Genomic DNA, 21,125 nt, shown 5'->3' with positions numbered 1-21,125 from the left:
GGGCCGGCGCGGACCCTTCCCCTGTGCTATGCTCGGCGGAACGAACCGACAGGGGGAGGTCAATCATGCGTGGCGTTCTGCTCGGCCTTGCCGGCCTGATCGCGGCGGCGGGGCCGGCCTGGGCCGCCGGCGAGTACGGCGTGTTCTGCGCCGACGGGCGGATCGAGATCGAGATGCGCACCCTGGAGCAGGAAAAGACCGCGCGCGGCAGCAATGTCTGCCAGTTCGGCGCCTTCGACTATCTCTCGGACGCCCAGAGCTTCGTGGCCAAGAACTTCGGCAGCCAGGGCGCCACCTGCGCCTGCAAGTGAAGCCTTCTGGCCTACGGGATCGACGAGGGCTCTTTCGCGTTGCCTCTCCCGCTTGCGGGAGAGGTCGGAGACGCGAAGCGGCTCCGGGTGAGGGGAGTTTGTCGAGGCCTGGGCCAGCCCTCACCCGGTCCTCCTGCGGACGCCCGACCTCTCCCGCCAAGCGGGAGAGGCAGTACGCTCAGCTTGCCTGTGACGCTACCACTCGAACGCGTCCGTGGTCAGCCGCTTGCCGACCAGCATGGCGTCGGCGACCAGGCGCAGCGGGGCGCCGTCGACGTCGCTGCGGCGGGCGTCGAGCAGCGCGGCGAAATGCTCGTAGATCCGCTCGTATTCCTCGCTCGGCGCCTCGGCCACCACCGTGCCGCCGACCGACAAAGCCCCGCCGCCCTTGAACAGCCGGGCCGGGCGGCCGTCCGCCGTCTCGATCGTCATGTGCCACTTCTCGTCGCCCTGCTCGCGCCAGTCGAAATCGGCGGTCAGGGTGGGCGCCGCCGGGTCGGTGCTGCCGAACACGATCTGGGCCGCGATCGGCGTCTGCCGGTTGGCCGGGTAGGTCAGCTCCGCGCTGCGGACGAAGGGGGTGAACGGCAGGATGCGGGTGAAGATCGACAGCGCGTTGATGCCCGGGTCGAACACGCCGAAGCCGCCGGGCGCCCACACCCAATCCTGGCCCGGATGCCATTTGCGGACATCCTCGCGCCATTCGATCTTCACCGAGCGGACGCCCGCGGCCAGCAGGTCGCGCGCCGCCTCGACCGCCGGGTTGAAGCGCGAATGCCAGGTGGCGAACAGCACCCGGCCCTGGGCAGCGGCCGTCGCCTCGAGGTCGGCAAGCTCGGTCAGCGTCGCCGCCGGCGGCTTCTCCAGCAGCACGTCCCGGCCGGCCTCGAGCGCCTCGCGGGCGATGGCGTGGCGCACCTCCGGCGGGGTGTTGACCGCGACGACGCCGATGTCGGGCCGGGTGGCGTAGAGCTCGGCCGGGGTGCGGTAGCTGGGCACCCCGCCATGGCTGAGGCCGCGCGTGCTGACCACGGCCGCCAGCTCGAAGGCGCCGCTCTTGTCGATCACCGGCAGATGCTGGTCCTGGGTGATCTTGCCGAGGCCGATGACGGCGATCTTGTGGGTGGTCAAAGGGGTCTCCAGTCTCAGCGCGTCTTCTCGCCGCCCGCCGCGACGATTACGGCGATGATGATCAGGCCGGTCAGCACCAGCCGCAACCCGGTTCCGGTGCCGAGCGCGTTCAGCATCGTCACCAGCAGGAACAGGAACAGCGCCGCGCCCCACAGCCCGGGCAGGTTGGCCCGGCCGCCGGCGACGCTGGTGCCGCCGATCACCACCACGGCGATCGAGTTCAGCAGGTAGTCCTTGCCCATGTCGAGCGAGGCGCCGCCGAAATACCCGGCCATCAGCGCCCCGGCCAGGCCGGCGAAGCCGCCGGACAGGGTGTAGGTGACGAACCGGGTGCGCTCGACCTTCACCCCGGCCAGATGGGCGGCGCGCGGGTTCTGCCCGACCGCCAGCACCGACCGGCCGTAGATCGTGCGCTGCAGCACCACCGCCATGATCGCGGCCAGGATGAAGCCGCCGGCCGCCATCACCGGCACGCCCGCCACCTGCGCCGTGGTGAAGGCGGCGAAGCCGTCGGGCGGCGAGATGCGCAGGCCTCGGCCATAGGCGATGGCGACCGACTGGAACACCAGGCTGGAGGACAGGGTGGCGATGATCGGCGGCATCGCGAAGCCGCGGATCAGCGCCCAGTTGGCGATGCCGACCGCGAGGCCGCACGCCAGCGCCGCGGCCAGGCCGGGCAGGATCATGCCGTCCTGCCCGGCCATCACGATCATGCCGACCGAGCCGGACAGGGCGATGTTGGCCGGGATCGACAGGTCGATGTTGCCCGGCCCCATCGCGATCACGAACATCTGGCCGATGGCGACGACGACGCAGAACACGCCGAAGCTGAGCGCGGCGGTCAGCACCTGCCCCGCGCCCTCGCCCGAGGCGATGACGACCACGGCCAGCCACAGCAGCAGCGCGCCGACCCAGGACCAGAGCCAGGGCCGGTCCGACGTCCAGGTCGAGAACCGGGTCATCGCCGCCTCCGGCTGGTCAGGGCCCTGAGGGCCAGGACGATGATCAGGATCGCGCCCTGGGCGCCGATCTGCCAGTCGGGCGAGATCCGCATGAAGGTCAGCAGCGACCCGGCCAGGGTCAGCACCAGCGCGCCCGTCACCGCCCCGACCGGCGACACCCGGCCGCCGACGAAGTCGCAGCCGCCGAGGATGGCGCCGGCGATCGACAGCAGGGTGTAGCGCTGGGCGATGTTGGCGTCGCCCGAGGTGGAGAGGCCCAGCAGCGACAGCCCGGCCAGCAGCCCGAACACCCCGGCCAGGGCGTAGAGCCCGACCCGGATCCGCAGCAGCGACCAGCCGGCCCGGGTGATCGCCTTCGGGTTGCCGCCGGCGCCGCGCAGCACCGCGCCGAGGGCGGAGCGCATCAGGAACAGATGCACCAGCGCGGCCAGAGCGACCGCGACCAGGATCGGCAGCGGCACGAAAGGCGGCTTCCAACTCATCGCTGCGCGCAGCCAGGCCGGGCTGGCGCCGCCCGGCGACGGCAGCACCAGGATGGCGAGGCCGAGCCAGACGAAGCTCATGCCCAGCGTCACCACCAGCGACGGCACGTTGCGCCAATGGATCAGCGCGCCCGCCGCGCCATAGGCCAGGACACCGCCGAGCAGCACGGCGATGCCGAGCAGCGGTTCGTCGACCAGCCAGGTGGCGGCGACGCAGGTGACGAAGCCGACATAGGCGCCGATGCCGAGGTCGAGGTCGTTGACCGTCAGCATGCACATCTGCGCCAGGGTGGCGAACATGATCGGGATCGCCAGGCCGAGCATCAGGTTCAGCCCGAAATAGCTCATCGCCCTGGGCTGCTGCAGGAAGATCGCCACCAGGATCGCGGCCAGCGACAGGAAGGGCAGCAGCGCCCGCCAGGTCGAGGCGCGGGTCAGGGGCGCGGACCAGGGGGCACGCGGGCGGGGCAAAACGAGATCGGTCATGAGGCGCGGCGCTCTTCTTCCGCGAAGGAGGCCTGGAGGACGGCGGATTCGGTCAGCTGCGACCGGCTGAGATCGGCGACGATGCGGTTGTTGCGGAACACATAGACATGGTCGCAGTGCTCCAGCTCCTCCATCTCGGTGGTGTACCAGAGGAAGCTGCGGCCCCGCTGCGCCTGGGCCCGCACGAGCCCGTAGACCTCGTGCTTGGTGCCGACATCGACGCCGCGCATCGGGTCGTCCATCAGCACCGTGTCGGCGTCGCAGCCGAGGGCGCGGGCGAACAGCGCCTTCTGCTGGTTGCCGCCGGACAGGGTGAGAATCCCGCCGGACAAATCGGGGGCGCGGATGCCGATCCGCTCCTGCCACTCCCGGCCCAGCGCGGCCTCGGCGGCGGGCGAGATCAGGCCGAAGCGGCGCAGCGCCGACAGCGAGCGGATGGTGATGTTGCGCTCGATCGACCACAGCGGGAACACGCCCTCGGTCTGGCGGTCGCCGGCGACGAAGGCGACGCGGCCGCGCACCTCCATGCCGCGGCGCAGTCCGAAGCGCGATCCCGTGGCGGCGTCGTAGACCCGCTGCAGCAGCCGGCTCTGGCCATGCCCGGCCAGGCCGGCGAGGCCGATGATCTCGCCCTCGCGCGCCACCAGCTCCAGCCCCGCCCCGGCCGGCACGCGCACCCGCATCGGCGCCGACCGGTCGACCTCCGCCCGGGCCTCGGCGGCCGTGGCGGCGGCGTGGCCCATGGCGGCGACCAAGCCGGGCTTGTCGATCTCGCCCGCCTGCCAGGCGCCGACCACCCGGCCGTCGCGCATCACCACGATGCGGCCGGCGGTCGACAGGATCTCGCCCAGGATGTGGGTGATCAGGATCACCGACAGGCCCTCGGCCACCCGCCGGCGGACATAGTCCAGCAGCTGCCCGGCGGCGACGGCGTCGAGCGAGGAGGTCGGCTCATCCAGGATGACGAGGTGCAGCGGCGCATCGGTGACGCTGAAGGCGCGGGCGATCTCGACCATCTGGCGCCGGCCGATCGACAGGTCCGCCACCTCGGCCTCCGGCGCGATGCCGTGGCCGGGGAAGATGCGGTCGAGCGTGCCGATGATGAGATCGCCGGCGCGGCGGCGCCAGCCCGGTCCGGTCAGCCCGGGATGGGTGATCCGGGCGTTCTCCGCCACCGTCAGGTTGGGGCAGAGCGACAGCTCCTGGAACACGCAGCGGATGCCGAGCGCCTGGGCCGGGCCGATGGCGTAGCGGCCGGTGCGGTCCTCGCCCAGCACGGTCAGCCGCCCCTCGTCCGGCGCCAGTGTGCCGGCCAGGACGTTCATCAGCGTCGACTTGCCGGCGCCGTTGTGCCCGGCCAGGCCGAGGCATTCGCCGGGCGCCACCGCGAGGTCGACCCCGCCCAGCGCCCGGACCGCCCCGAAGCTCTTGGCCACCCCGGCGAAGTCGACGATCGGTACAACGGTCATCACCGGATGCTCCGGATCGGGCCCAGGATTCCCGGATCGAACGACTTCGGGTCGTAGGTTGGGTTCGCGAACGCGAACCCAACATCCCGTCCGAGCCGTCGCCGGGGGCCTTGTTGGGTTCGCTTGCAGCGAACCCAACCTACGAGGTTCTCGAGAACAGAGACCATAGGCTCTGGCCCGCGCTTACCCCTCCGTCGGCGTCGCCGGCAGCTCCTTCCCCGCGGTGATGGCGTCGATCAGCTGCACCGTCCAGTCCTGCGGGTAGGTGGCGTTGGTGACGCCGCCTTCCGGCGTGTGGGCTAGCCAGTAGTCGAGCTTGGCCTGCTCCACCACCACGGTCGGCAGCCGCAGGTCCTTCGGCACGTCCTTGCCGGCCAGGATCTGCTGCGCCACCCAGAAGGCGACCTGGGCCGAGCCGGGAGCGATCGACAGGCTCATCGTCTCATAGCCGCCGGCGGTCTGCTCCTTCCACCACTTCAGCTCCTCGTAGCGGTTGCCCATGATGATCAGGGGCACCTTGCGCCCGGCCGCCTGGAAGGCCTGGGCCGCGCCGTAGCCGTCGCCGCCCTGGGTCACCACCGCGTCGATCTGCGGCAGGGTCGGCAGGATGCCGGCGACCTCGCGCTGGGCCACGGTCTGGGTCCAGTCGCCATGCACCGAGCCGGCGACGGAGAAGCCGGAATGGGCCTTCACCCCCGCCTCGATGCCCTTGTGGATCTCGTCGTCGACGAAGACGCCGGCCAGGCCGCGGATCTCCAGCAGCTTGCCGCCGTTCATGCGGCCGGCGAGGTAGTCCATCTGGGCCTTGCCCATGCCCTCGAAATCGATGGCGATGCGCCAGGCGCAGGGTTCGGTGACGATGCCGTCGAAGGAGACGACGACGATGCCGGCGTCGCAGGCCTCCTTCACCGCGCCGTTGACCGCGGTCGGCGAGGCCGCGTCGATCACGATCGCGTCATAGCCCTGCAGGATCATGTTCTGGATCTGCGCCGCCTGGTCGGTCGGCGAGTTGTCGGCGGTGGTGAAGGCCGGGGCCTCGGCCACCAGCTTCTTGTCGACCGCCGCCTTGCCGACCTCGTCCCAGCTCTTCAGCATCGCCTGGCGCCAGGAATTGCCGGCGTAGTTGTTGCTGAGCGCGATCTTCTTGCCCGAGGTGTCGCCGGTGGCGACGCCGTCCGCCGCATGAGCCGGCACCGCGGCGACGCCGCACAGGAGCGCCGCCAGCGCCCAGTTTCTCACACCACGCATGGTTCCTCCCGAAATATTCTGTCCGGAATCGCGTCCGGCGGCGGCACTATCGGATTTATCGGACAAATTGACAAGTGTTCGAAACTTTAAACAAATGTGCCCTTCCCCGGCCGATTCCGGGGCCTGACCAGGCCGCCTCAGGCGCGCGATGCCGGCTCCGCGACAGAGCGCCGCGACGCCTGCAGATCCTGGATCAGGAGCTGCGCCGCGCGGGAGATGGTGACGCCCTTGCGGGTCACGATCTCGAACGGCGCGTCATACGACAAGAGACCCGGCAACAGCTGGTACAGCCGGCCCGCCGCCAGCCATGGCGCCGCGTAGTGGGTCGGCAGGAACCCGATATAGCCCCCGGACAGGATCAGGATCGCCTGTGCCTCCATGCAGTCGACCGTGGCCGATGCCGATGCCTCGGACAGGCCCAGCCGCGCCAGGTCGCTGAGATTCCAGTAGCCGCGCGTGATCAGCCGTTCGCGCCGCATCTCGGCCAGGAGGTCCGGGCTGTCCGGCGCACCGAACAGCCGGTGCCCGGCACCGCAGTAGCACACCTGCTTTTCGCGGTAGAGCGGCGTGTAGACCAGCCCCGCGATGTGGCGCGGGAAGGCGCTGACGACCAGGTCGAGCCGCCCGTCCAGCAGCCGCTGTTCCAGCAGCGGCGGCGTGTCGATCGCCAGATGCAGATGCACCCGGTGATCGCGGTCGCCGAACCGGCGCAGCCCGTCGATCACCGGCGATCCCGGGTCGCCCGCCGTGGCGTCGACCAGCCCGACGCGCAGGTCGCCCGCCAGCCGGGCGTCCAGGGCCAGGGTCTCGGTCCGGAAGGCCTCGACCGAGTCGAGCAGGCGGCGCGCCGCGTCATAGACCGCCCGCCCCTTCTCGGTCAGCCGGAAGCCGGAGCGGCCGCGCTCGCATAGCCGGGCGCCGAGCCGCTGCTCGAGATGCGCCATCTGGGTCGAGACGGTGGAGGCGCCGAGGTTCAGCGCCGCCTGCGCCGCAGCGAAGCCGCCGGCATCGGCCACGGTGACGAAGATCCGCAGCAGCCGCAGCTCGACATCGGATACGTTCTTCATGCCGACGAGATTACATCGAGAATCTGCGAAGTGAACGTCGCGACGCCGCTATTTTTCAGCGCCGCGACATTTGCCATCCTTCCGCCAACGAAACGTGATGAACAGCGAGGCGGCGCGTGACCTGGACCCTGGATTCCGAGACCGGCGTGCTGCGCGACGTGCTGCTGGCGACGCCGGAGCACTATGCCTGGCAGCCGACCAACAGCATCGCCCGGGCCACGCTGAAGGCCGGGTCGGCCTATGACCATCAGCGGGTGCAGGGCCAGTACCGGCAGATGGTCGACGCGCTGGAGAGCGCCGGCGTCACCTGCCACTACCTCAAGATCGAGCCGCACCTGCCCTATCAGGTCTACACCAGGGATTCGAGCCAGGTGACGCCCTGGGGCCCGGTGGTGACCCAGCTGTTCCGGCCGCAGCGCCGCGGCGAATACGCCTCGGTGATCGAGTTCTACCAGCAGCATGGCGGCATCTGGCGCTATGCCACCGACGGCACGCTGGAAGGCGGCGACATCCACATCATCCGCCCCGGGCTGGTGCTGATCGGCAGCTCCGGCGAGCGCACCAACGAGGTCGGCGCCCGGCAATTCGCCCGCTGGTTCGAGGCCGAGGGCTGGGAGGCGCGGGTCGAGCCCTTCCCCGAGCATTTCCTGCATCTCGACGTGATCTTCTGCATGGCCGCGGATGGCTTGGCCGTGGCCTGCACCGAGGTGCTGGACGACGGCCTGCTGGACTGGCTGCGCAGCCGCCGCATCCGGCTGATCGACGTCAGCTACAAGGAGGTGATGCATATGGGCTGCAACCTGCTGGCGCTGGGCCGCGACCGGGTGCTGTCACCGAAGCACAGCGCCCGGGTGAATGCCGTGCTGCGGGCCGAAGGGCTGACGGTGCTGGAGCCGGAGCTGGACCTGCTGGCGGCCGGCGGCGGCAGCATCCATTGCATGACCATGCCGCTGCGCCGCGATCCGGTATAGTCATGGCCATGACCATGCTGAATCCTCTCCTCGCCGCGGTCGCGGCGCCGCCGATCGCCGAGGCCCAGCGCTGGGTCGAAGGCCGCAGCTTCCCGGCCGACCGGCCGCTGATCGACCTGGCCCAGGCGGTGCCGGGCTATGCCCCGCCGGAGGCGCTGACGGCACATCTGGCCGAGCGGCTGCGCGACCCGGCCGTGCACCGCTACACCGCGATCCTCGGCCTGCCGGCCCTGCGCGCGGCGCTGGCGGCACGCTTCGCCCGCTACTACGGCGGCGCCATCGGCTCGGCCAATGTCGCGATCACCGCCGGCTGCAACCAGGCCTTCTGCCTGGCCATGGCGGCGCTGGCCCGGCCCGGCGACCAGGTGGTGCTGCCCCTGCCCTATTACTTCAACCACCGCATGTGGCTGGACGCGACCGGCATCGAGGCGCTGCACCCGGCCTTCCGGCCCGATGCCGGCGGCGTGCCCGATGTCGAGGAGGTGGCGCGGCTGATCACCGACCGCACCCGCGCCATCGTGCTGGTGACGCCGAACAACCCGACCGGCGCGATCTATCCGGCCGAGACGCTGCGCGCCTTCTACGACCTGGCCAGGCGCCGTGGCATCGCCCTGGTGCTGGACGAGACCTATATCGACTTCCTGCCGACCGACGACCGGCCGCATGACCTGTTCGCGGATCCGGACTGGGCGTCGACGGTGGTCCATCTCTACAGCTTCTCCAAGGTCTTCGCGATCACCGGCCACCGCGTCGGCGCCCTGACCGCCGGCCCGGCGCTGATGGCGCAGATCGAGAAGGCGATGGATTGCGTCGCCATCTGCGCCCCGCGCATCGGGCAGGAGGCGGCGCTGTTCGGGCTGGAGCAGCTCGGCGGCTGGGTCGAGACCAACACCGCGTCGATGCGCGAGCGGGCGACGGTATTCCGCAGCGCCCTGTCGCAGCTGGAGGGCTGGCGGCTGGTCAGCCTGGGCGCCTTCTTCGCCTATCTCGAGCATCCCTTCCCCGGCCGCGACGCGGTCGCGGTGGCCCGCGGGCTGGCGCTGGAGCACAATCTGCTGACCCTGCCGGGCAGCATGTTCGGGCCGGGGCAGGACCGGTTCCTGCGCGTCGCCTTCGCCAATGTCGGCAGCGACGCGGCCCCGATCGTCGCGGACCGGCTGACGGCCGCTTTAGCGTCATCATAAGAAAACACGAGGAGGTTTCATGACCCGCGAGATCTATCGCACTTCCCCGAGCCGGCGGACGCTGCTGAAGCTGTCCGCCGCCGGCGCCGCCCTGGCCACGATCGGCCGGGCGCCCTTCGTGCATGCGCAGGAGCGCAGCATCAAGATCGGCACCTATGGCGGCTATTTCGAGGAGAGCTTCGGCAAGCACGTCTTCCCGGAGTTCACCAAGGCCAGCGGCATCAAGGTCGAAGGCGTCGGCGAGCCGACCGGCGAGGCCTGGCTGGTCCAGCTGCAGACCGCGGCCAATGCCGGCGAGGCCCCGGCCGACGTGTCGATGATGGCCCAGGTGGCCATGCTGCGCGGCATCAAGTCCGGCCTGTGGCAGGCGCTGGACCCGGCGAAGATGCCGGGCGCCGCGAAGGTGTTCCCCGACTTCATCAACAAATACGATGACGGCCGCATCGCCGGCGTGGCGGCGGTGGCCTGGTTCATCACCCTGGTCACCAACACCGAGACCTACAAGGATGCGCCGACCAGCTGGGCGGCGCTGTGGGACAAGGCGAATGAGGGCAAGCTGGGGCTGATGGCGCTGGCCAGCAACTCCTTCCTGCTGGAGATCGCCGCCCACACCCATTTCGGCGGCAACAGCGACATCCTGGCGACCAATGAGGGCGTCGAGACCGTGCTGGCCAAGCTGGCCGAGCTGAAGCCGAACGTGTCGCTGTGGTACCGCGACGAGGGCCAGTTCCAGAACGCCCTGCAGTCGGGCGAGATCCCGATGGGCGAGTACTATCACGACGTCACCGGCCTCGCGGTGAAAGACGGCTTCCCGGTGCGCTCGACCTTCCCGAAGGAGGGCGGCGTGTCCGACCGCGGCTCCTGGGCCGTCAGCAAGGCGTCGAAAAAGCTGGAGGAGGCGCAGGTCTTCATCGACTACATGTGCCAGCCGGCGCAGCAGGAGACGCTGTCGCGCAAGGTCGGCACCGCGCCGATCGTGCCGCGCGAGATCCTGAGCCTGTCGGCGGAGGAGTTCGCCGCCGTCTCCAGCGACGTCAAGCCGATCATCCCGGACTACAAGCTGTACACCGAACGCGGCGACTGGGTCGCGGAGAAGTGGACCGGCATGATCACCGGCTGATCGAGCACGCCCCGGCCGCAGACCCTGCGGCCGGGGCCTTTACCTCCGAGACAGGACCCGCGCCGCATGCACGAGCTCCGCCTCCAGGGCATCGCCAAGGATTACGGCCGGGTCACCGCCGTCACCGATGTCGACCTGGCCGTCCCGGCCGGCAAGCTGGTCTGCTTCCTCGGCCCGTCGGGCTGCGGCAAGACCACGCTGCTGCGCATCATCGCCGGCCTCGAATCCCCGACCAAGGGCCAGTTGCTGCTGGACGGCCGCGACGTCACCCCGGTGCCGACGCACCAGCGCAACTTCGGCATGGTGTTCCAGTCGCTGGCGCTGTTCGACCACCTGACGGTCGGCGAGAACATCGCCTATGCCCTGCGCATCCGCGGCGCCGACAAGGCGACGCAGCGCCGGCGGGCGGAGGAGCTGCTGGCCCTGGTGCAGCTGCCGGGCGTGGCCGACCGCCATGTCTCGCAGCTGTCCGGCGGCCAGCGCCAGCGCGTCGCCATCGCCCGGGCCCTGGCGATCGACCCCAGCCTGTTCCTGCTGGATGAGCCGCTGTCGGCGCTGGACGCCAAGCTGCGCGAGGCGATGCAGATCGAGCTGCGGCAGCTGCAGCAGCGCCTGGGCGTCACCACCATCCTGGTCACCCACGACCAGCGCGAGGCCATGACCATGGCCGACGTGATCGTGGTGATGGGCCAGGGCCGGATCCAGCAGGCCGGCGCGCCCTTGGAGATCTATCGCCGCCCGGCCAATGCCTTCGTCGCCGACTTCATCGGCACCGGCAACCTGCTGCCGGTCCGGGTCGACGGCGGGGGCCTGCGCCTCGGCGACACCGTGCTGACCGCGAGCGAGGGGCTGGGCGGTCTCGCTTCCGGCGCCGGCGCCACCCTGCTGGTGCGGCCGGAGGAGGTGCAGCTGCGCCCGGCCGGCGAGGCCGGGCCGAACCGGGTGGCCGGCACGGTCGATTTCGTGCGCGACGTCGGCAATTCGGTCGAGGTCTATGTCGACTGCGCCGGCACCCGGCTGGTCGCCGCCGCCGCGCGCAAGGACCTGCCGCCGATCGCCGCCGGCCAGACCGTGACGGTCGAGCTGCCCCCCGAATCCTGCGTGGTGCTGGCGGCATGACCGCGCCCGCCATCACCGCAGCATCGGCCCCGCCGGCGCCGGCCCGGAACGCCCCCCGCGGCTTGGTCGCCCGGCTGCCGGCGCTGTGGCCGGCGGCGATGCTGGGCGTGTTCTTCCTGATCCCGTTCGTGATCATGGTGGCGTTCAGCTTCTACCATCGGGTCGAGGGCGGGCTGTACGAGCCGGCCTTCGAGCTCGACAACTACGCCCGGTTCTGGACGCCGCTGTTCACCCGGGTGCTGGGCTTCTCGCTGCTGATCTGCGGCCTGGCGGCCGTGTTCTGCGTCATCGCCGCGGTGCCCTTCACCTGGTGCCTCAGCCGCACGCCCCGCCGGGCGCAGGTGGCGTGGCTGGTCGGCATCCTGTCGATCCTGTCGCTGTCCGAGGTGATCATGGGCTTCGCCTGGTCGATCCTGCTGTCGCGGTCGGCCGGCCTGTCCAACCTGCTGGTCACGCTCGGTGTCCTCTCGACGCCCGAGGCCTGGACGCCGAGCTTCGGCGCCCTCCTGATGGGGCTGTGCTTCATCGGCTTCCCCTATTCGGTGCTGATGCTGTACCCGGCGGTGAACCGCCTCGACCCCGAGATCACCGAGGCCGCCCGCACCCTCGGCGCCTCGCCGCTGCGCGGCTTCTTCACCGTGGTGATCCCGTCGCTGCGCCAAGCGATCCTGGCCACGGCCATCCTGGTCTTCGTCTTCACCCTCGGCTGCTATGTGCTGCCGCAGGTGCTGGGCAAGCCGGAGCACTGGACCCTGTCGGTGCTGATCACCGACCAGGCGATCTACCAGTCGAACATCCCCTTCGCCGCGGCGCTGGCGGTGTTCCTGGTGCTGGTCAGCCTGGCCCTGATCGGGCTGACCCTGCTGCTCGGCCAGGGCCGGAGACGCTGACCATGGGACGCATGCTCTCCCGCCTCTATATGGGCCTGATCGGGGCCGTGCTGCTGGCGCCGATCGTCGTCATCATCGGCGTGTCGCTGAACGAGAAGAAGCGCCTGCTGTTCCCGCCGCAGGGCCTGTCCGTCGCCTGGTACGGCGAGATGCTGCAGGACCCGGAATGGGTCGGCGCGCTGAGCAACAGCGTGATCATCGCCGTGCTGGCCGCCGCCCTGTCGGTGTCGATCGCGCTGCCGATGGCCTGGTATCTGTGGCGCTGGAACCCGCGCTGGGGCCGCGCCCTCTACACCCTCGGCATCGCCCCCTTCATCCTGCCGCCGGTGGTCTCGGCCCTGGGCTTCCTGATCTTCTGGCAGATCATCGGCCTGTACGGGCACATCGCCGCCACCATCGTCTCGCACGGCATCTTCTTCGTCACCCTGCCGCTGGTGAACATCGCCCTCGGCCTGGCCTCGATCGACCGCGCGGCGGTGGAGGCGGCGCGCACGCTGGGCGCCGACGAGCGCACGGTGTTCCGCACCATCGTGCTGCCCTTGGCGCGGCCCTACATCATCTCCGGCTACGCCTTCGCCTTCGTGCTGAGCCTGAACGAGTACATCGTCGCCTACATGGTGGCCGGGTCGACGGTGGAGACGCTGCCGATCAAGATCTTCAACGCCCTGCGCTACGGCTACACCCCGGTGATGGCCTCGGTGACGGTGCTGTTCGTGCTGGTGGCGGCGCTGGTGTTCTCGCTGGTGGCCTGGCGCGGCGACCTGCCGCGTCTTCTCGGGGCCACCCGGCCGCCGCGTTGACCTATCCTGCCGCTTCGTCTCCCGATTCGGCGGCCCGACAGATCCATGCTTCCAGCCTTCCTGCGGTGGTCCCTGCCGGCGATCGTCCTCCTGCTGGCCGCCACCCCGGCCGCCGCCGATCCGATGAGCGACCGGCTCAGCGACGGCTTCGAGGGCGGGCGCATCCCGCCGCAGGTCTGGTCGCCCTGCCGCCGGCCGGAGGGGCGCTTCTTCATCGACGACATGCTGGCGCGCTCCGGCCGGTACTCGGCCGGCATGGCGCTGCTGCCGACGCCGGACCTGCCGCCCGAGGTCGAGGCGGTCAACACCGAGCACCGGCGCAGCGGCTGCATCGATTCCGACCGGGACATGGACTTCATGGCCGGCAGCGACCAGCGGGCCGAGCTGTGGCTGCGCGAGACCGAGCCGAAGGGGACGGACCTGTGGTACGGCTTCAGCTTCCGGATCGACGCGCCGCCGGCGCCCGAGGCCGATGCCCGGCGCCTGCTGGTCGGGCAATGGAAGCAGGCCGGGCAGTACAGCCCGTTCCTGGGGCAGCGCTTCCGCAACCGCAAATTCTACCTGACGGTGGAGCAGGACGGGCCGGCCCGGCTGCAGCAATGCCGGGTGCTGGTGGCCTGGGAGGACGGCTACGACTTCTCCGACTTCCCGCCGCATCGCAGCTTCCTGCATGACGGCTTCGACGCCAGCGGCGCCAGGCTGCCGCCGGACACCACCACCGATTGCGCGACCGGCCTGACCATCGACCGCAAGGCCTCGCTGCCCTCGCCCTACGGCGCCTGGGTCGACATGGTGATCCACATCAAGGTCGACGCGCAGCCGGACGACCTGATCGAGGTCTGGGCCAATGGCCGGAAGATCGTCACGGTCCGCGGCCGGCTGGGCTATCGCGACAGCGGCCGGCAGTACTTCAAGATCGGGCCGTATCGCGACCCCGGCGACACCCCGGTGGTGGCGCATCTCGACAATTTCGGCCTGGGCCACAGCTTCGAAGAGGTCGACCCCCGCCGGTTCGATCAATAGGAGGCCCCGCCGCTTGGCTGCGTCCGCTATCCTGCCGCGGCCCGACACCCCCGGGACGATCATGCTCCCAGCCCCGTTGCGGCGGCTTCTGCTGCCGGCCATCCTGATCCTCACAACAGCACCGGCCGCCGCCGCCGAGATCAGCGACGGCTTCGAATCGGGCCGCATCGATCCCCAGGTCTGGGCCCCCTGCCCGCGCACGGAGAACCGCTTCTTCATCGAGGAGACGGTGGTGCGGTCCGGCCGCTATGCCGCCGGCATGGCCCTGCTGCCGGACGCGACCATGCCGCCCGCCATCCCGCCGGCCGAGGTGCAGCGCCGGCGCAGCGGCTGCCTGGACACCGCGCCGGGGGCGATGTTCGCGCCGGAGGACGACCAGCGCGCCGAGCTGTGGCTGCAATCGACCGAGCCGCCGGGCACCGACAGCTGGTTCGGCTTCAGTTTCCGCATCGACAGCCCGGACGCCGGGGCCGGCGGCAACCGGCTGGTGGTCGGCCAGTGGAAGCAGAGCGGCAGCCAGAGCCCGATCCTGGCCCAGCGCTTCAAGGGCGGCGCCTTCCACCTGACCGTGGAGCAGGCGACCGCGTCGCCCGGCCGGCAATGCCGGGTGCTGATCGCCTGGCAGGACGGCTACGACTTCTCGGATTTTTCCGCCGGCACGCGCAGCTTCCTGCATGGCGGCGGCGACGAGCTGGAGTCGCCGCCACCCGCCCCCGCCGCCGAATGCGCCCGCGGCCTCGCCATCGACCGCACGGCGCCGCTGCCCTCGCCCTTCGGCGCCTGGGTCGACATGGTGGTGCATCTGCGCGTCGCCGGCCGCCCCGACGACCTGATCGAGGTCTGGGCCGACGGCCGGCCGGTCGTCACCGTGCGCGGCCCGGTCGGCTCCCCGGCGGGGCGCGACCAGTACTTCAAGTTCGGGCCCTACCGCGACCCGTCGCCGGCGCCGCTGGTGGTCCGCTTCGACGATTTCAGCCGCGGCGGCAGCTTCGCCGCGGTCGATCCCCGGCGCTTCGACCGATAGCGCCGGACCCGGGTGGCAGCCTCAGGCCGCCGCCCCATCTTTGTACCGTCATCCCCCTGGCCGCATCGCCGGTGCGGCTCAACCAAGGAGCGCGCAATGTCTGTCGAAAAGATCATCTACAAGGCCACCGCGACCTCGACCGGCGGCCGCGACGGGCGCTCGAAGTCGTCCGACGGCATCATCGACCTGCCCCTGGCCGTGCCGAAGGAGATGGGCGGCAAGGGCGGCGCCACCAATCCGGAGCAGCTGTTCGCCTCCGGCTATTCCGCCTGCTTCCTGGGCGCGCTGAAATTCGTGGCGGGCAAGGAGAAGGTCGCGGTCCCGGCCGACGCCTCGGTCAAGGCCGAGGTCGGCATCGGCGAGATCCCGGGCGGCTTCGGCATCGATGTCGACCTGACGATCACGCTGCCCGGGCTGGACAAGGCCCAGGCGCAGGCGCTGGTGGAAAAGGCGCACCACGTCTGCCCGTACTCCAACGCCACCCGCAACAATGTCGACGTCCGGCTGCACATCGCCTGACCGGCAGATCCGGAGCGCCACCATGGGTCCGGCGGCGCTCCGGCCGTTTCACACCCGCGACACGATCCGCCCGATCTCGGCGACCACCGGGTTGCGCTGCTCGAAATTCTGCGACGGCAGCTCGCAATAGGCGGTGACGATGACCGCGCCGCGATCCGGCGGCCAGGCCACGGCGACGTCGTTGGTGCTGCCTTCCGGGTTGCCGCCGGTCCCGGTCTTGTCGCCGACCAGCCAGCCCGCCGGGAAGCCGGCCCGCAGCCGGGTGTCGCCGGTCTTGTTGGTGATCAGCCAGGCCGCCAGCTGGTGGCGCGAGGCGGCGGAGAGCGCATCGCCGAACAGCAGCTTGCGCAGGGTCTCCAGCATCGCCGCCGGCGTCGTGGTGTCGCGCGGATCACCCGGCCCGGCATAGGCGTTCAGCGTCGGCTCGGTGCGGTCCAGCCGCGAGACCTCGTCGCCGAGCGAGCGGAGGAAGGCGGTCAGGCCGGCCGGGCCGCCGAAGCTGGCCAGCAGCAGGTTGCCCGCCGTGTTGTCGCTGTAGGTCACCGCCGCATCGCAGATCTCGGCCATCGTCATGCCGGCCCCGCCGATGCGGGGCTCGAGCACCGATTTGCCGACGAGATCCTTGCGCGAGACCAGCAGGCGCCGGTCGAGCCGCTCCTGCTTCCGGTCGACCCGGGCGAGGACGAAGGCCGCCGCCAGGGCCTTGAAGGTGCTGCACAGCAGGAAGCGCTCATCGGCGCGATAGCCGATGCGGGCGCCGGTCGCGAGGTTCAGCGCGGCGACGCCGAGGCGGCCGCCCTGCGCGCGTTCGAGCTCGGTCAGCCGGGCCGCGACGTCCTCACCGGACTGCGCCACCGCCGGAAGAGCGGCCAGCGCGGGAACCGCAAGCAGAGAGCCGGCCAGCGCCAGCCGGCGCGATACCAAGATCGTCAATCCTGTCTCCATGAGTCGGGTGGCTGCCGGACGGGCCCTGTCCGAGACCCTGAATAAGCGGATGCCATGCCCCTAGCCAAACGAAGAATACTTCGCATAGACATGAGATAATGTTGGCCATAGAGATCGGACCATGGAAGTCTCGAAGATGCCGCTCAACGCCCTGCGGGCCTTCGAGGCGTCCGCCCGGCTGGGCAGCTTCACCCGCGCGGGGCTGGAGCTGCGGGTCACGCAGACCGCCATCAGCCACCAGGTGAAGGCGCTGGAGGAGACGCTGGGCGTGACCCTGTTCGAGCGCCTGCCGCGCGGCCTGGCCCTGACCGATGAGGGGCTGGCGCTGCTGCCGGTGCTGACCGACGCGTTCCGGCGCATGAGCACGACGCTGAGCCAGTTCGAGGACGGCAATTTCCAGGAGATCCTGACCATCGGCGTGGTCGCCACCTTCGCGACCGGCTGGCTGCTGCGGCGGCTGCACGGCTTCAAGCAGCAGAACCCTTTCGTGGATCTGCGCATCAAGACCAACAACAACACTGCCGACATGCTGCTCGACGGGCTGGACTGGTTCATCCGGTTCGGCGACGGCGCCTGGCACGGCACCGATGCGGTGCGCCTGATGGACGCCCCCCTGTCGCCGGTCTGCGCCCCGTCGCTTCTTCCGCGCCTGCGCAGCCCGGCGGACCTGGCCAACGAGCAGCTGCTGCGATCGTACCGGGTCGACGAATGGGGCCTGTGGTTCCGGGCGGCCGGCATCGAGCCGCCGAAGCTGCGGGGCTGGATGTTCGATTCCTCGCTGACCCTGGTGGAGGCGGCGGCGCAGGGGGTCGGGGTGGCCCTGGTTCCCGTCGCCATGTTCGCCCGGGAGATCGAGGCGGGGCGGATCGTCCAGCCCTTCGACGTCACCGCGTCCATGGGCAGCTATTGGCTGACGCGCCTGAAGTCGAGAACCGAGACGGCGTCGATGCAGGCGTTTGCCCGATGGATCACGGCGGAGATCGACGGAGCTTAGCGCGTTCTCGCTACTTCAGCGTCGCCAGCAGGCGCCCGGCGGCCTGCAGATCAGCCGTCTCCGCGCCTTCGGTGAAGCGCTCGAACACCGGCCGCAGCAGTGCCGCGGCCTCCGCGGACCGGCCCTGGCCGGCCAGCAGCGAAGCGAGGTCGGTCGCGGTCCGCAGCTCCCAGGCCGACGCGGCCTGGCGGCGGGCCCAGTCCAGCGACTGCCCGAAGCACGCCTCGGCCTCCGCCGCCCGCTGCAGCGCCGCCAGCAGCCGGCCCTTCACCCGCAGCAGCTCCGCCATGTAGACGAGGTTGCCCCGGGCCTCGACCCGCCGGAGCGACGCATCGGCCACCGCCAGGCCCTCGGCCGCCCGGCCGGTCGCCGCCAACCCCTCGGCCAGGGTGATCTCGAGCGAGATGGTCAGCACCTCGTAGCGCGCCTCGTGCAGCGCCGCCAGGCCGGGCTGCAGGGCCGCGACCCCGGCCTCGGCGTCGCCCCGGCGGATGGCGACGGCGGCGGCGAGAGCCTGGCCCACGGCGAGATAGGGCCCCAGGGAATGCGAGCCGGCGCGGGCGGTGAAGCGGGCCACCGCCGCCTCCGCCCGGTCCAGGTCGCCAATCCAGAGATACACCGTGATCGCCCACAGCAGGACGACGGACAGCGTGACCGGATGGTCCATGCGCTCCGCCTCCCACACGGCGCGGGCGGCACGCTCCGCCGCCTGGACCGGCCGGCCCTGCAGCCACAGGGTCTTCGCCAGGATCACGCCGGCCAGGTTCGGCCCCTCGAAGCCGAGATAGATCAGGCCGGCCGATGGCGCGCCCGGCGGATGGCGCAGCGCCGCCTCGAGCGCCGTGCGGGCGCCGCCGAGATCGCCGGCCAGATTCAGGGAGATGCCGAGCAGGAACTGCGCCAACGCCACGGCGGCCGGGTCCTCGACCGAGCCGGCCAGGACGACGCCCCGCCGCGCCAGCTCCAGTGTCGTGTCGAACGCCCCGATGCGCAGGTGGTACATGTGCAGCGGGCCCAGCACCATCAGCTGGCTGGGGACGTCGCCGCGGGCCTCGGCGATCGCCATGGCCTGCTCCAGCGCCGCGCGGGCCGCGCCGCTGCCGCCCTGCATCAGCATCAGCGCCATGCCGCGCGCCGCCTGCAGATGCATCTCGTCGCTGCCACCGCGGGTGCCGAGGTCGAGGGCCCGGATCGCCTGGTCCGACCAGCGCTCGCATTCGGTCAGCAGGGACATCGCCAGGAACACCGGCGCCGCGGCGGCCGCCAGGGCGATGCCGAGCCCGGCATCGCCCCCCGGGCCGAAGCACCATTGCAGGGCCGCGCGGACATTGTTCATGGCGGACAGCTGCGGCCCCCGCTCCGCCGCGTTCGACAAGGTCGGCCATTCGACCTTGAGCAGCTCCAGCCAGCGCCGATGGTAGCCGGCATGGCGCACGGCCAGGGCGGCGCGCTCGGCCTCGTCGCCTTCGACCTGCAGGGCGTAGGCGCGCGTGGTGTCCAGCAGGCGGTAGCGCATTATCGCCCCGACCGGGCGGGTCGCGACCATCGACTTGGCGACCAGACTGTCGATGGCGCTGAAGACCGTGGCATCGTCCACAGCCCCGCCCGTCACCACGCCCAGCGCGGCCTCGATCGTGAACGGCCCGACGAAGACGGCGAGCCGGCGCAGCACCAGGCGCTCCGGCTCGGACAGCAGGCCGTAGCTCCAGTCCAGCGTGGCCTGCAGGGTCCGCTGCCGCGGCGGCGCGTTGCGCTGCCCGGGCCAGGACAGCGGCAGGCGCTGGTCCAGCAGGGCCGCGGTCTGGCGCAGGCCATAGGCCTGGACCCGCCCGGCCGCCAGCTCGATCGCCAGCGCGACGCCGTCGAGCCGGCGGCAGATCTCCGCCACCAGGACGGCGTCCGCGTCGCTGAGTTCGAGAGGCGCGCCGGCCGCCGCCGCGCGCTCCAGGAACAGCTGGGCGGCGGGGAAGGACCCGGCGGTCGCGGCGGTGATCCCAGGCTCGTCCGGCGGGCAGCCGAGCGGCGCCAGAGGGTGGACCTGCTCGCCCTCGACCCGCAGCGCCTCGCGGCTGGTGGCCAGGATATGGGCCTCGGGCGCGGTCCGGAAGATCTCGGCGGCGAGGCCGGCCGCGCCGTCGATGACATGCTCGCAGCTGTCCAGCACCAGCAGGAAGCGCCGGCCGCGCAGATGGGCGATCAGGCCGGGGACCGGGTCCTCCGACCGGATCGGCAGGCCCAGCATCGACGCCACCGTGACCGGCACCAGGCGCGGGTCGGTCACCAGCCCGAAATCGACGAACAGGGCAGCGCCGGCGAAACCCTCCAGCAGCTCATGCGCGACCGCGGCGGCCACCGTGGTCTTGCCCACCCCGCCGGGGCCGACGATGGTGACGAAGCGCGCCGTGGCCAGTTGGGCCGACAGCGCCCGGACGCTGTCCTCCCGCCCGACCATCCGGACCAGCCGCGCCGGCAGGAAGGTGGCGCCGGTGAAGGAAGCCGCCCCGTTCGCAGCGCCGCCCGACCGGACGACCGACGCGACGAAGCAATAGCCCCGGCCCGGCAGGGTCGTGATGTAGCGCGCGCCGTCCTGGCCGTCGCCGAGCGCCTTGCGCAGCGCGACGATGTGGAAGCGCAGGCTGCCCTCCTCGACCGTCACGTCGGGCCACACCTCGGCCATCAGCTCGCGCTTGCCGACCGGCTCGTTCGGGTGGGCGACCAGGGCGGCCAGGATGTCCAGCGCCCGCGCGCCGAGGTCGACCGGGGCGCCGTCCCGGGTCAGCAGCCGCTCGCCCACGGCCAGGCGGAACGGACCGAAGGCGAAGACGTCCTGCGTCCGCCCGATGATCATTCGCAACTCTCTGCCATGACTCGGTGCGCATCCTAGGGGAAGGGCCCGCGGCATGCCATCGGCGCCCCCGGGCCGCAGAATCCAGCAAGCGGCGGCAAACCCGGCGGTCCGGTGAAAGCACGGGCGCGGCCGCGGCGCTAGGCTCGCGCACGGAGCGGCCACGGCCGGTCGAGATGCTCGACGACATCACCCTGTACTGGCTGACCGGCACCGCGACCTCGGCGTCGCAGCTGTACTGGGAGAACAACGCCAACAACTTCAACGCCGTGGACATCTCGATCCCGGCCGCGGTGACGGTGTTCCCGGGCGAGATCTATCAGGCCCCGCGCAGCTGGACCGAGCGCGCCTACCACAAGCTGATCCACTTCAACCAGGTCGACAAGGGCGGCCATTTCGCCGCCTGGGAAGAGCCCGAGCTGTTCTCGACCGAGCTGCGGGCGGCGTTCCGGACGCTGCGCTGACCGCGTCGAGCGGCACGGCACGGGCCCGGCCTTCCTGCCGGGCCCGATGACCGCTAACGACGGCTCACAAG

20 protein-coding genes are annotated in these 21,125 nt (G+C 71.1%); 12 read left to right on the top strand and 8 right to left on the bottom strand.

Going from position 1 to position 21,125, the window contains the following annotated elements:
• Positions 1 to 65 precede the first annotated feature (65 nt).
• Complete coding sequence (locus ACTOWL_RS06785) at positions 66 to 311, top strand: hypothetical protein (protein WP_441320444.1); 246 nt, start codon at positions 66 to 68, stop codon at positions 309 to 311.
• 195 nt (positions 312 to 506) lie between these two features.
• Here ACTOWL_RS06785 and ACTOWL_RS06780 read toward each other — a convergent pair whose 3' ends face one another.
• The 6 genes from ACTOWL_RS06780 to ACTOWL_RS06755 all read right to left on the bottom strand — a co-directional run bounded on the left by ACTOWL_RS06780 (position 507) and on the right by ACTOWL_RS06755 (position 7,156).
• Positions 507 to 1,442: a Gfo/Idh/MocA family protein gene (locus ACTOWL_RS06780; protein ID WP_441320443.1), complete on the bottom strand. Its 936-nt coding sequence runs from the start codon at positions 1,440 to 1,442 to the stop codon at positions 507 to 509.
• Between the two features lie 14 nt (positions 1,443 to 1,456).
• A complete protein-coding gene (locus ACTOWL_RS06775) occupies positions 1,457 to 2,404 on the bottom strand; it encodes an ABC transporter permease (protein ID WP_441320442.1) in 948 nt (315 codons plus the stop codon).
• Positions 2,401 to 3,372, bottom strand: a complete 972-nt coding sequence (locus tag ACTOWL_RS06770) for an ABC transporter permease (RefSeq protein WP_441320441.1) — start codon at positions 3,370 to 3,372, stop codon at positions 2,401 to 2,403. Before ACTOWL_RS06770 ends, ACTOWL_RS06775 begins: the two co-directional genes overlap by 4 nt.
• Positions 3,369 to 4,841 carry an ATP-binding cassette domain-containing protein gene (locus tag ACTOWL_RS06765; RefSeq protein ID WP_441320440.1) on the bottom strand — a complete coding sequence of 491 codons (1,473 nt, stop codon included), beginning with the start codon at positions 4,839 to 4,841 and terminating at the stop codon, positions 3,369 to 3,371. Before ACTOWL_RS06765 ends, ACTOWL_RS06770 begins: the two co-directional genes overlap by 4 nt.
• Positions 4,842 to 5,024: 183 nt before the next feature.
• Positions 5,025 to 6,089, bottom strand: coding sequence for an ABC transporter substrate-binding protein (locus tag ACTOWL_RS06760; protein WP_441320439.1), 1,065 nt, complete (start codon positions 6,087 to 6,089; stop codon positions 5,025 to 5,027).
• Between the two features lie 137 nt (positions 6,090 to 6,226).
• The gene (locus ACTOWL_RS06755) at positions 6,227 to 7,156 is read right to left on the bottom strand and encodes a LysR family transcriptional regulator (protein WP_441320438.1); all 930 of its coding nucleotides are present in this window, start codon (positions 7,154 to 7,156) and stop codon (positions 6,227 to 6,229) included.
• 116 nt (positions 7,157 to 7,272) lie between these two features.
• Here ACTOWL_RS06755 and ACTOWL_RS06750 point away from each other — a divergent pair, with 116 nt between their 5' ends.
• From ACTOWL_RS06750 to ACTOWL_RS06710, 9 genes are all read left to right on the top strand, one after another.
• The gene (locus ACTOWL_RS06750) at positions 7,273 to 8,127 is read left to right on the top strand and encodes a dimethylarginine dimethylaminohydrolase family protein (RefSeq protein ID WP_441320437.1); all 855 of its coding nucleotides are present in this window, start codon (positions 7,273 to 7,275) and stop codon (positions 8,125 to 8,127) included.
• Between the two features lie 14 nt (positions 8,128 to 8,141).
• Complete coding sequence (locus ACTOWL_RS06745) at positions 8,142 to 9,311, top strand: aminotransferase (RefSeq protein ID WP_441320436.1); 1,170 nt, start codon at positions 8,142 to 8,144, stop codon at positions 9,309 to 9,311.
• Positions 9,312 to 9,330: 19 nt separating this feature from the next.
• Positions 9,331 to 10,431 carry an ABC transporter substrate-binding protein gene (locus tag ACTOWL_RS06740; protein ID WP_441320435.1) on the top strand — a complete coding sequence of 367 codons (1,101 nt, stop codon included), beginning with the start codon at positions 9,331 to 9,333 and terminating at the stop codon, positions 10,429 to 10,431.
• 66 nt (positions 10,432 to 10,497) lie between these two features.
• Positions 10,498 to 11,550, top strand: coding sequence for an ABC transporter ATP-binding protein (locus ACTOWL_RS06735; protein ID WP_441320434.1), 1,053 nt, complete (start codon positions 10,498 to 10,500; stop codon positions 11,548 to 11,550).
• Positions 11,547 to 12,440 carry an ABC transporter permease gene (locus ACTOWL_RS06730; RefSeq protein WP_441320433.1) on the top strand — a complete coding sequence of 298 codons (894 nt, stop codon included), beginning with the start codon at positions 11,547 to 11,549 and terminating at the stop codon, positions 12,438 to 12,440. The genes ACTOWL_RS06735 and ACTOWL_RS06730 overlap by 4 nt, the downstream gene beginning before the upstream one ends.
• A gap of 2 nt (positions 12,441 to 12,442) precedes the next feature.
• Positions 12,443 to 13,240, top strand: a complete 798-nt coding sequence (locus tag ACTOWL_RS06725) for an ABC transporter permease (protein ID WP_441320432.1) — start codon at positions 12,443 to 12,445, stop codon at positions 13,238 to 13,240.
• A gap of 45 nt (positions 13,241 to 13,285) precedes the next feature.
• Positions 13,286 to 14,263 carry a heparin lyase I family protein gene (locus ACTOWL_RS06720; protein WP_441320431.1) on the top strand — a complete coding sequence of 326 codons (978 nt, stop codon included), beginning with the start codon at positions 13,286 to 13,288 and terminating at the stop codon, positions 14,261 to 14,263.
• Positions 14,264 to 14,276: 13 nt separating this feature from the next.
• Complete coding sequence (locus ACTOWL_RS06715) at positions 14,277 to 15,287, top strand: heparin lyase I family protein (RefSeq protein ID WP_441320430.1); 1,011 nt, start codon at positions 14,277 to 14,279, stop codon at positions 15,285 to 15,287.
• A 96-nt stretch (positions 15,288 to 15,383) separates the two neighbouring features.
• Entirely contained in the window at positions 15,384 to 15,806 is a 423-nt protein-coding gene (locus tag ACTOWL_RS06710; protein ID WP_441320429.1) for an organic hydroperoxide resistance protein, read from the top strand.
• A gap of 48 nt (positions 15,807 to 15,854) precedes the next feature.
• On the opposite strand, the gene bla is transcribed toward ACTOWL_RS06710, so the two are convergent.
• Positions 15,855 to 16,739 (bottom strand): class A beta-lactamase, encoded by an 885-nt coding sequence (bla, locus tag ACTOWL_RS06705; protein ID WP_441320428.1) that lies wholly within the window; start codon positions 16,737 to 16,739, stop codon positions 15,855 to 15,857.
• Positions 16,740 to 16,872: 133 nt separating this feature from the next.
• On the opposite strand from bla, the gene ACTOWL_RS06700 reads away from it, so the two are divergent.
• A complete protein-coding gene (locus ACTOWL_RS06700; RefSeq protein ID WP_441320427.1) occupies positions 16,873 to 17,745 on the top strand; it encodes a LysR family transcriptional regulator in 873 nt (290 codons plus the stop codon).
• A 10-nt stretch (positions 17,746 to 17,755) separates the two neighbouring features.
• On the opposite strand, the gene ACTOWL_RS06695 is transcribed toward ACTOWL_RS06700, so the two are convergent.
• A complete protein-coding gene (locus ACTOWL_RS06695) occupies positions 17,756 to 20,593 on the bottom strand; it encodes an ATP-binding protein (RefSeq protein WP_441320426.1) in 2,838 nt (945 codons plus the stop codon).
• A 173-nt stretch (positions 20,594 to 20,766) separates the two neighbouring features.
• Between ACTOWL_RS06695 and ACTOWL_RS06690 the strand changes: the two genes are divergently transcribed.
• On the top strand, positions 20,767 to 21,054 hold the full coding sequence (locus ACTOWL_RS06690) for a hypothetical protein (protein WP_441320425.1): 288 nt from the start codon (positions 20,767 to 20,769) through the stop codon (positions 21,052 to 21,054).
• The last annotated feature ends 71 nt before the right edge of the window (positions 21,055 to 21,125 follow it).

Origin of the sequence: Inquilinus sp. CA228 (genome assembly GCF_052078665.1) — a bacterium.
Classification (GTDB): domain Bacteria; phylum Pseudomonadota; class Alphaproteobacteria; order DSM-16000; family Inquilinaceae; genus Inquilinus.
Note: the sequence above shows the minus strand (reverse complement) of the source record. Positions and strands in the feature narration are given on the sequence as shown.

Coding starts and splice junctions, on each gene's coding strand:
- ACTOWL_RS06785 (WP_441320444.1), top strand. CDS start 66: ATGCGTGGCGTTCTGCTCGGCCTTGCCGGCCTGATCGCGGCGGCGGGG.
- ACTOWL_RS06775 (WP_441320442.1), bottom strand. CDS start 2,404: ATGACCCGGTTCTCGACCTGGACGTCGGACCGGCCCTGGCTCTGGTCC.
- ACTOWL_RS06770 (WP_441320441.1), bottom strand. CDS start 3,372: ATGACCGATCTCGTTTTGCCCCGCCCGCGTGCCCCCTGGTCCGCGCCC.
- ACTOWL_RS06765 (WP_441320440.1), bottom strand. CDS start 4,841: ATGACCGTTGTACCGATCGTCGACTTCGCCGGGGTGGCCAAGAGCTTC.
- ACTOWL_RS06760 (WP_441320439.1), bottom strand. CDS start 6,089: ATGCGTGGTGTGAGAAACTGGGCGCTGGCGGCGCTCCTGTGCGGCGTC.
- ACTOWL_RS06755 (WP_441320438.1), bottom strand. CDS start 7,156: ATGAAGAACGTATCCGATGTCGAGCTGCGGCTGCTGCGGATCTTCGTC.
- ACTOWL_RS06745 (WP_441320436.1), top strand. CDS start 8,142: ATGCTGAATCCTCTCCTCGCCGCGGTCGCGGCGCCGCCGATCGCCGAG.
- ACTOWL_RS06740 (WP_441320435.1), top strand. CDS start 9,331: ATGACCCGCGAGATCTATCGCACTTCCCCGAGCCGGCGGACGCTGCTG.
- ACTOWL_RS06735 (WP_441320434.1), top strand. CDS start 10,498: ATGCACGAGCTCCGCCTCCAGGGCATCGCCAAGGATTACGGCCGGGTC.
- ACTOWL_RS06730 (WP_441320433.1), top strand. CDS start 11,547: ATGACCGCGCCCGCCATCACCGCAGCATCGGCCCCGCCGGCGCCGGCC.
- ACTOWL_RS06725 (WP_441320432.1), top strand. CDS start 12,443: ATGGGACGCATGCTCTCCCGCCTCTATATGGGCCTGATCGGGGCCGTG.
- ACTOWL_RS06720 (WP_441320431.1), top strand. CDS start 13,286: ATGCTTCCAGCCTTCCTGCGGTGGTCCCTGCCGGCGATCGTCCTCCTG.
- ACTOWL_RS06710 (WP_441320429.1), top strand. CDS start 15,384: ATGTCTGTCGAAAAGATCATCTACAAGGCCACCGCGACCTCGACCGGC.
- ACTOWL_RS06700 (WP_441320427.1), top strand. CDS start 16,873: ATGGAAGTCTCGAAGATGCCGCTCAACGCCCTGCGGGCCTTCGAGGCG.
- ACTOWL_RS06695 (WP_441320426.1), bottom strand. CDS start 20,593: ATGATCATCGGGCGGACGCAGGACGTCTTCGCCTTCGGTCCGTTCCGC.
- ACTOWL_RS06690 (WP_441320425.1), top strand. CDS start 20,767: ATGCTCGACGACATCACCCTGTACTGGCTGACCGGCACCGCGACCTCG.